The organism is Hydrogenophaga sp., assembly GCF_041633695.1.
Lineage (GTDB): Bacteria > Pseudomonadota > Gammaproteobacteria > Burkholderiales > Burkholderiaceae_C > Hydrogenophaga.
Window position 1 is genome coordinate 1 of record NZ_JBFJMY010000256.1, and the last position, 6,189, is coordinate 6,189.

Annotated in this window: 9 protein-coding genes; 6 read left to right on the top strand and 3 right to left on the bottom strand. The window is 63.5% G+C overall.

The features are described from left to right. Positions 1-575: OmpA family protein (locus ABYB95_RS15175; RefSeq protein ID WP_372659409.1), on the bottom strand; the 575-nt coding region annotated here is incomplete at its 3' end. Between the two features lie 179 nt (positions 576-754). Between ABYB95_RS15175 and ABYB95_RS15180 the strand changes: the two genes are divergently transcribed. From ABYB95_RS15180 to ABYB95_RS15195, 4 genes are all read left to right on the top strand, one after another. Then, positions 755-1,807 (top strand): aldo/keto reductase, encoded by a 1,053-nt coding sequence (locus ABYB95_RS15180; protein WP_372659410.1) that lies wholly within the window; start codon positions 755-757, stop codon positions 1,805-1,807. Positions 1,808-1,921: 114 nt separating this feature from the next. After that, positions 1,922-2,413, top strand: coding sequence for an aminoacyl-tRNA deacylase (locus ABYB95_RS15185; RefSeq protein ID WP_372659411.1), 492 nt, complete (start codon positions 1,922-1,924; stop codon positions 2,411-2,413). A 79-nt stretch (positions 2,414-2,492) separates the two neighbouring features. Next, a complete protein-coding gene (plsY, locus tag ABYB95_RS15190) occupies positions 2,493-3,119 on the top strand; it encodes a glycerol-3-phosphate 1-O-acyltransferase PlsY (protein WP_372659412.1) in 627 nt (208 codons plus the stop codon). After that, the gene (locus ABYB95_RS15195; protein WP_372659413.1) at positions 3,116-3,475 is read left to right on the top strand and encodes a RidA family protein; all 360 of its coding nucleotides are present in this window, start codon (positions 3,116-3,118) and stop codon (positions 3,473-3,475) included. The genes plsY and ABYB95_RS15195 overlap by 4 nt, the downstream gene beginning before the upstream one ends. Positions 3,476-3,622: 147 nt before the next feature. On the opposite strand, the gene ABYB95_RS15200 is transcribed toward ABYB95_RS15195, so the two are convergent. Beyond that, on the bottom strand, positions 3,623-4,267 hold the full coding sequence (locus ABYB95_RS15200) for a TIGR02281 family clan AA aspartic protease (RefSeq protein ID WP_372659414.1): 645 nt from the start codon (positions 4,265-4,267) through the stop codon (positions 3,623-3,625). 99 nt (positions 4,268-4,366) lie between these two features. Continuing rightward, on the bottom strand, positions 4,367-4,852 hold the full coding sequence (locus tag ABYB95_RS15205; protein WP_372659415.1) for a YajQ family cyclic di-GMP-binding protein: 486 nt from the start codon (positions 4,850-4,852) through the stop codon (positions 4,367-4,369). A gap of 40 nt (positions 4,853-4,892) precedes the next feature. Here ABYB95_RS15205 and murB point away from each other — a divergent pair, with 40 nt between their 5' ends. Together murB and ABYB95_RS15215 are read left to right on the top strand one after the other, a co-directional pair. After that, on the top strand, positions 4,893-5,945 hold the full coding sequence (gene murB / locus ABYB95_RS15210; RefSeq protein ID WP_372659416.1) for a UDP-N-acetylmuramate dehydrogenase: 1,053 nt from the start codon (positions 4,893-4,895) through the stop codon (positions 5,943-5,945). A gap of 46 nt (positions 5,946-5,991) precedes the next feature. Then, the coding region (locus tag ABYB95_RS15215) for a Gfo/Idh/MocA family oxidoreductase (RefSeq protein WP_372659417.1) at positions 5,992-6,189 on the top strand (198 nt) is incomplete at its 3' end.

The following is a 6,189-nucleotide window of genomic DNA, read 5'->3' on the forward strand; positions in this document are numbered from 1 at the left end:
CGCTCGCCGCGGCCGGCGGCCTGCACGTGGGCAGGCGCAACGCCGCGCGCCACCAGGTAGTCGCGCACGCTCAGCGCCCGTTGGACGGAGAGCGGGTCATTGACGGACTCCGGGCCGCTGCTGTCGGTGTGGCCGATGATGCTGATGGTGGTGGCGGTATTGGCGTTCAGCGTGCCGGCGAACTGGTTCAGCACCGTCGCAAAGTTGGACTTGATGTTGGAGCGCCCGGTGTCGAAAGACACGTCGCTCGGGATGTCGAGCTTCAGGCGGTTGTCGCTGGTCTGGCTCACGCCCACGCCGGTGCCCACTGTGGCTGCTTCCATGGCCGCCTTTTGGTCCTGCATCTTCTTGGACCAGATGTAGCCGCCGGCCGCACCGACCGCGCCACCCAGCACAGCGCCTTGGGCTGCACCCTTGGAGCCGCCGGTGGCGGCGCCCAGCACGACGCCCGCAAGGGCGCCAAGGCCCGCGCCTTTGGCCGCGCCTTGTTGGGTCTCGCTCATGTTGGCGCAACCGGCCAGGGCGAGAGCGGCGGCGAGGGTGGTGATGCTGAGACTGGTTCGAATGGTGTTCATGGGATGCTCCTTTGACGGTGTTGTTGTCTGCGATTGCTCGACATGCTTTACAGCGTAACGGGGTTGGGTGTCAATTTGTGTAGGACACCAAGCCGACTGCAGAGTTCCTCATTGGAGCCTAAACTATTGCAAGCGTGCGCCGCACGGGCGCACTGAACACCGCTATTTCAAACAATCGCATGAAAACCATCCCACTTGGCGCCTCAGCGCTACACGTCACGCCCATATGTCTCGGAACCATGACTTTTGGTGAACAGGTGAACGAAGCCGTCGCACACCAGATACTCGACCGTTCTCTGGAACGGGGTGTGAATTTTCTGGACACGGCCGAAATGTATTCGGTGCCGGCCAGGGCCGAAACCTGCGGCTCCACCGAGACGATTCTGGGCAACTGGTTTGCCAAGACGCCGGGCGCACGCCAGAAGCTCGTGTTGGCCACCAAGGTGGCCGGCCCTTCGCGCGGCATGCCCTGGATACGGGGTGAGCAGTCGGGTGTCAGCAAAGCCGAAATCATCCAAGCCTGCGAGAACAGCCTGCGCCGTTTGCAGACCGATGTGATCGACCTGTACCAGATCCACTGGCCGGCGCGCAACATGCCCGCGTTTGGCGCGCTGGCCTTTGATCCGAGCAAGGACAAGGCATGCGCATCCATTCACGAGCAACTCGACGCGATGGGGGAACTGGTGAAGGCGGGCAAGGTGCGCGCCATTGGTTTGTCCAACGAGTCGCCCTATGGCGTGCACGAGTTCGTGCGGGTCGCCGAGCAGCACGGCTTGCCGCGTGTGGACACGGTGCAAAATCCCTATTGCCTGATCAACCGCAGTTATGAGAACGGCCTGGACGAGACCTGTCACCGCCTGGGTGTTGGCTTGCTGGCGTATTCGCCGCTGGGTTTTGGTTTGCTTTCCGGCAAGTACGACAGCACCGGTCTGGTTGGCGATGCGGGCCGCATGTCTTTGTTCGAATCCATGCGCAAGCAGCGCTGGGGTCGACCCGAGTCGCTCGCCACGGCCAAGCGCTACAACGCGCTGGCGCGCGAGCATGGCATGAGCCCGACGCAGATGGCCTTGGCCTTTTGTTATACCAACTGGCGCGTGGCCAGCACCATCATCGGCGTGACCAGCGTGGCCCAGCTGGACGAATGTCTGGACGCCTGGGGCACCAGCTTGTCGCCCGAGCTGCTGGGCGCGATCGACAAGATCCGCTGGGAGGTGCGCGACCCCGCGCAATGATTTTCCCGCGCCGCCTGTGGGCTGTTCTGCGTTTGATGAAGGCGAAGGGCGGTTCCACGGTGTTTGTGAATTCCACCTGATCGAACAAGACGGCTTCACGGGGTTGATGGTCTGATGGCAAAGAAAACGCATGTGTCCGAGACGCCGGCCACCGCATGGCTCAAAGGCCATGGTGTCTTGTTCACCGAGCACGTCTACGAATATGTGGAGCGTGGTGGCGCGCAGCACAGTGCCGAGGTGCTGGGGCTGGACCCGTTCGCCGTGGTCAAGACCCTGGTCATGCAGGACGAACAGGCCAAGCCGCTGGTGGTGCTCATGCACGGCAACCGCAGCGTGTCGACCAAGAACCTGGCGCGGCAGACCGGCGCCAAGACCATCGAACCCTGCAAGCCCGAGGTGGCCAACCGCCACAGCGGTTATCTGGTTGGCGGTACCTCGCCCTTTGGCTTGAAGCGCGACATGCCGGTGTGGGTCGAAGCATCGGTGCTCACGCTGCCCAAAATCTGGATCAACGGTGGGCGCCGGGGCTATCTGGTCGGCATCGATCCGGCGGTGCTCAGCGCTGCGCTGGGCGCCCGACCGGTGGATTGCGCGCTGGCAGAATAGGGCATGCACAGCCCGCTCGCCGAGCGGGTTTCCGGGTCTTGGCTCACGACCCGGAAAACAGCCCACCGAGGAGACATTTTTGGACCCCATCTACCCCTTGCTCGCCGCGCTGGCCGCCTACCTGGTGGGCTCCTTGTCGTTCGCCGTCGTTGTGAGCCGAGCCATGGGTTTGAACGACCCGCGTACCTACGGCAGCAAAAATCCGGGCGCCACCAATGTGCTGCGCTCGGGCAACAAGGCCGCTGCGGTGGCCACCCTGCTGCTCGATGGGATCAAGGGTTGGTTGCCGGTGGTGGCCGTCAAATGGTGGGGAGATGCGTATGGCCTGGGCGACGGCACGGTCGCCTTGGTCGGTCTGGCCGCGTTTTTGGGGCACTTGTTCCCGGTGTTTTTTGGTTTCAAGGGCGGCAAGGGTGTGGCCACCGCCATTGGCGTCTTGATCGGCGTGGAGCCTTGGCTGGGTTTGGCCGCCATGCTCACCTGGGCCATCGTCGCGTTCTTCTTTCGTTATTCGTCGCTGGCGTCCATCGTCATGGCCATCTTTGCGCCCGCGTTTTTTCTGTTTGGCAGCCAGGTGGCCTGGCGCGCACCCGGCGTGCAAGTGTTGAGTCTGGCGGTCATGGGCATTCTGTTGGTGTGGCGGCACGCCGAAAACATCAACCGTTTGTTGGCCGGTAAAGAAAGCAAATTGGGAGCCAAAAAATGAGCCGCGAATTGCAGCGCCACCATGTGGCCGAACGCTACAGCGAATCGGCCGTTTTCAACGGGGTGGTCTACCTCGCGGGCATGGTGCCCGAGCGCGGCGACAGCGATGTGCGCGGCCAGACCCAGGACGTACTGGACCAGGTGCAACTGCGCCTGCTGGAAGCTGGCAGCGACAAGACGCGCATCTTGCGCGCCGAAATTTACCTGGCCGACATCCGCGAGATTGGCGAGATGAACGCGGTCTGGGACGCTTGGGTGGAGTCGGGCTCGGCACCACCGCGCGCCACGGTGCAAGCCGCGCTGGCCAACCCAGCCTGGCGCATCGAAATCGTGGTCACGGCGGCGCAGGCGGTTTGAGTGGGCGGTGCCGGGCTGCGGTGCCGCTTGCTCCACCTCTCCGGCGCGCAATGCCTGGTCGAGAAACGCTGTGGAACTGGCTCAGCCAGGCCACAGGCGTTGCCCCCTGGAGGGGGTGACGCGCTGCAAGCGCGGCGCGGGGGTGATTCAATACCGCCGGTCCAGCGTCAACTGGTCGTTGTTGCGCTGCATCTGAAAGCGGGTGAGAAAGCTGTTGCCCAGCAGCACAAAAGGCATGGACTGGGGCAATACGATGGCGGGCACTTCGCGCACCAGCGCGTCGCCCACGCGCACCGAGGCCAGTTGTATCTGGTAACCCGTGGCCTGGCCGTTGGCCGTGCTCACACCCACTTTGCGGCCGCGCAGATAGTCCAGGTCGATGCGCTTGGCATCCGATTCGCTCAAGATCACGAAGGTGGCGCCGGTGTCCACCATGAACTGCACGGCCTTGCCGTTGATTTGCCCGGGCGGCATGAAATGGCCTTGTCCGTCGGCGGTCAGCACGATGCGCTGCGAGCCGCCAGCATCCCCCGTTCGGCCCAAGCTCACCGGTGCTTCACCCACGTGCAGGGTCTGGCGTTGGCCTGCGATCTCCACCACCGCGGACTCGCCCAGTGTGCTCAGCAGCTTCACGCCCTGCTGGGTCTGGCCAGGGCTCATGAAGCGCGGCGCGGTGCCGTCGATGACGATCAATGCCTTGCTGCCCGCCACGCCCGCCAGCGCGACTTGCTGGGCAAAGGCGCCGCTGCTTGTGACCGCCAGCAGCAGGGCAAAGAACCGGATCAAGAGCATGAGGTGCCTTTTTCAGCCCACACAGCCAGACTGGTGTGGCCGCGAGGTGTTGCTGCTGGAAGAAGGTGCGGTTTGCAGGACCGAGGCGGGGTGGGGCGCTCAGTCTCTGAAGTTGTTGAACGACAGTGGCAAATCCTTCAGCGCCTCGCGGATCAGGACCATGGCTTGTTGCAAGTCGTCGCGCTTGCTGCCGGTGACGCGCACCGCGTCGCCCTGGATGGCGCCTTGCAACTTGAGCTTGCTGCCCTTGATCGCTTGCTGGATTTTTTTGCCGTCTTCGGTGGCGATGCCATTGCGCACCTTGACAACTTGCTTGACCTTGTCGCCGCCGATTTTTTCAACCTTGCCGACGTCGAGAAAGCGCACGTCCACATTGCGCTTGGCGAGCTTGTTGCGCAGCACTTCTTCGACCTGCTGCAACTGGAAGTCGGCGTCGCCGAACAAGGTGATCTCCTTGTCCTTGAGTTCGATGCCGGCGCTGGTGCCTTTGAAGTCAAAGCGGGTGCCGACTTCGCGTGCGACTTGGTCGACCGCGTTTTTCACTTCTACAAGATCGGCTTCGAGAATGGTGTCAAAAGAGGGCATGGTGGCGTACGGGAGCAAGAGTGGATGAGACAATCCAGCCATGTTAGTCGAGAACAACGTAGCGCTCCAGTCCCTCAACACCTTCGGCATCGCCGCCAAGGCCTTGCAATTGCTGCGCGTGCGCAGCGAAAGCGATGTGTCCGAGCTGCTGGCTTCGCGTGCGAACGGCGGCCTGCCGCTGTTTGTGCTGGGTGGCGGCAGCAATCTGGTGATCACCGGCGACATCAAGGCCTTGGTGGTCAAGATGGAAGTGGCCGGGCACCGCTTGCTGGAAGAGAGCGCCAAGGGCTGGCTGGTGGAGGCTGGAGCGGGTGAAAACTGGCACGACTTCGTGGCCTGGACCCTGGCGCAAGGCTGGCCCGGGCTGGAAAACCTGGCGCTGATCCCCGGTTCGGTGGGGGCAGCACCGGTGCAAAACATCGGCGCCTATGGCGTGGAGTTGCAAGACCGCTTCCATTCACTGGACGGTATCGACCTGCAGACCGGCAAGACGTTCACACTCAACGCCGCCCAGTGTGGCTTTGGCTACCGCGACTCGGTGTTCAAGCACGCGCCTGCGGGCGATACCGGCCTGGGGCTGGCGGGCAAGGCCGTCATCACGCGGGTGCGTTTCTGGCTGCCCAAGCCCTGGAAGCCGGTGCTGGGTTACGCCGACTTGGAGCGCAAGATGCTGGAGACCGGTGTGCAGGCGCCCGATGCGCAACAAATTTTCGACTGGATCTGCAGCATCCGCCGCGCCAAGCTGCCCGACCCGGCGGTGATCGGCAATGCGGGCAGTTTTTTCAAGAACCCCACCGTCACCCCCGAGCAGTGCGAAGACATCATCGCGCGCGAACCCCGGGTGGTGCACTATCCGCTGGCGGACGGCAGCATCAAGCTCGCTGCAGGCTGGTTGATCGACGCCTGTGGCTGGAAGGGCAAGAGCGTGGGCAATGCCGCGGTGTACGAAAAACAGGCCCTGGTGCTGGTGAACCGGGGTGGCAAGGAGCATCCCTGTACCGGCGGTGAGGTGATGACCCTGGCCAAGGCGATCCAGACCAGCGTGTACGAGCGTTTCGGCATTCTTCTGGAGCCGGAACCGGTGGTGGTGTGAACAGGCTCTAGGGCCGCGAAGCAAAGCGTCGCAAGGAGGACTGCATATGCGTTTTGGCGTTCTGGGCTGGGGCAAGATCGCCCGCACACAACTGGCACCAGCCATCGCCGAGGCCGGGCACACCATCAGCGCAGTCGGTAGCCGCGCGCCCGCCGCCCGCGAACTGTCGGATCTGCCCGGTGCGGCCTGGTGCAGCTACGAAGCGGTGCTGGCCGATCCGGCGGTGGACGCGGTCTACATCGCC

What these genes read in the sequence shown, in the direction of transcription:
- ABYB95_RS15180 (WP_372659410.1), top strand. Translation starts at nt 755, where the DNA reads ATGAAAACCATCCCACTTGGCGCCTCAGCGCTACACGTCACGCCCATA.
- ABYB95_RS15200 (WP_372659414.1), bottom strand. Translation starts at nt 4,267, where the DNA reads ATGCTCTTGATCCGGTTCTTTGCCCTGCTGCTGGCGGTCACAAGCAGC.
- ABYB95_RS15195 (WP_372659413.1), top strand. Translation starts at nt 3,116, where the DNA reads ATGAGCCGCGAATTGCAGCGCCACCATGTGGCCGAACGCTACAGCGAA.
- ABYB95_RS15185 (WP_372659411.1), top strand. Translation starts at nt 1,922, where the DNA reads ATGGCAAAGAAAACGCATGTGTCCGAGACGCCGGCCACCGCATGGCTC.
- murB (WP_372659416.1), top strand. Translation starts at nt 4,893, where the DNA reads ATGTTAGTCGAGAACAACGTAGCGCTCCAGTCCCTCAACACCTTCGGC.
- ABYB95_RS15205 (WP_372659415.1), bottom strand. Translation starts at nt 4,852, where the DNA reads ATGCCCTCTTTTGACACCATTCTCGAAGCCGATCTTGTAGAAGTGAAA.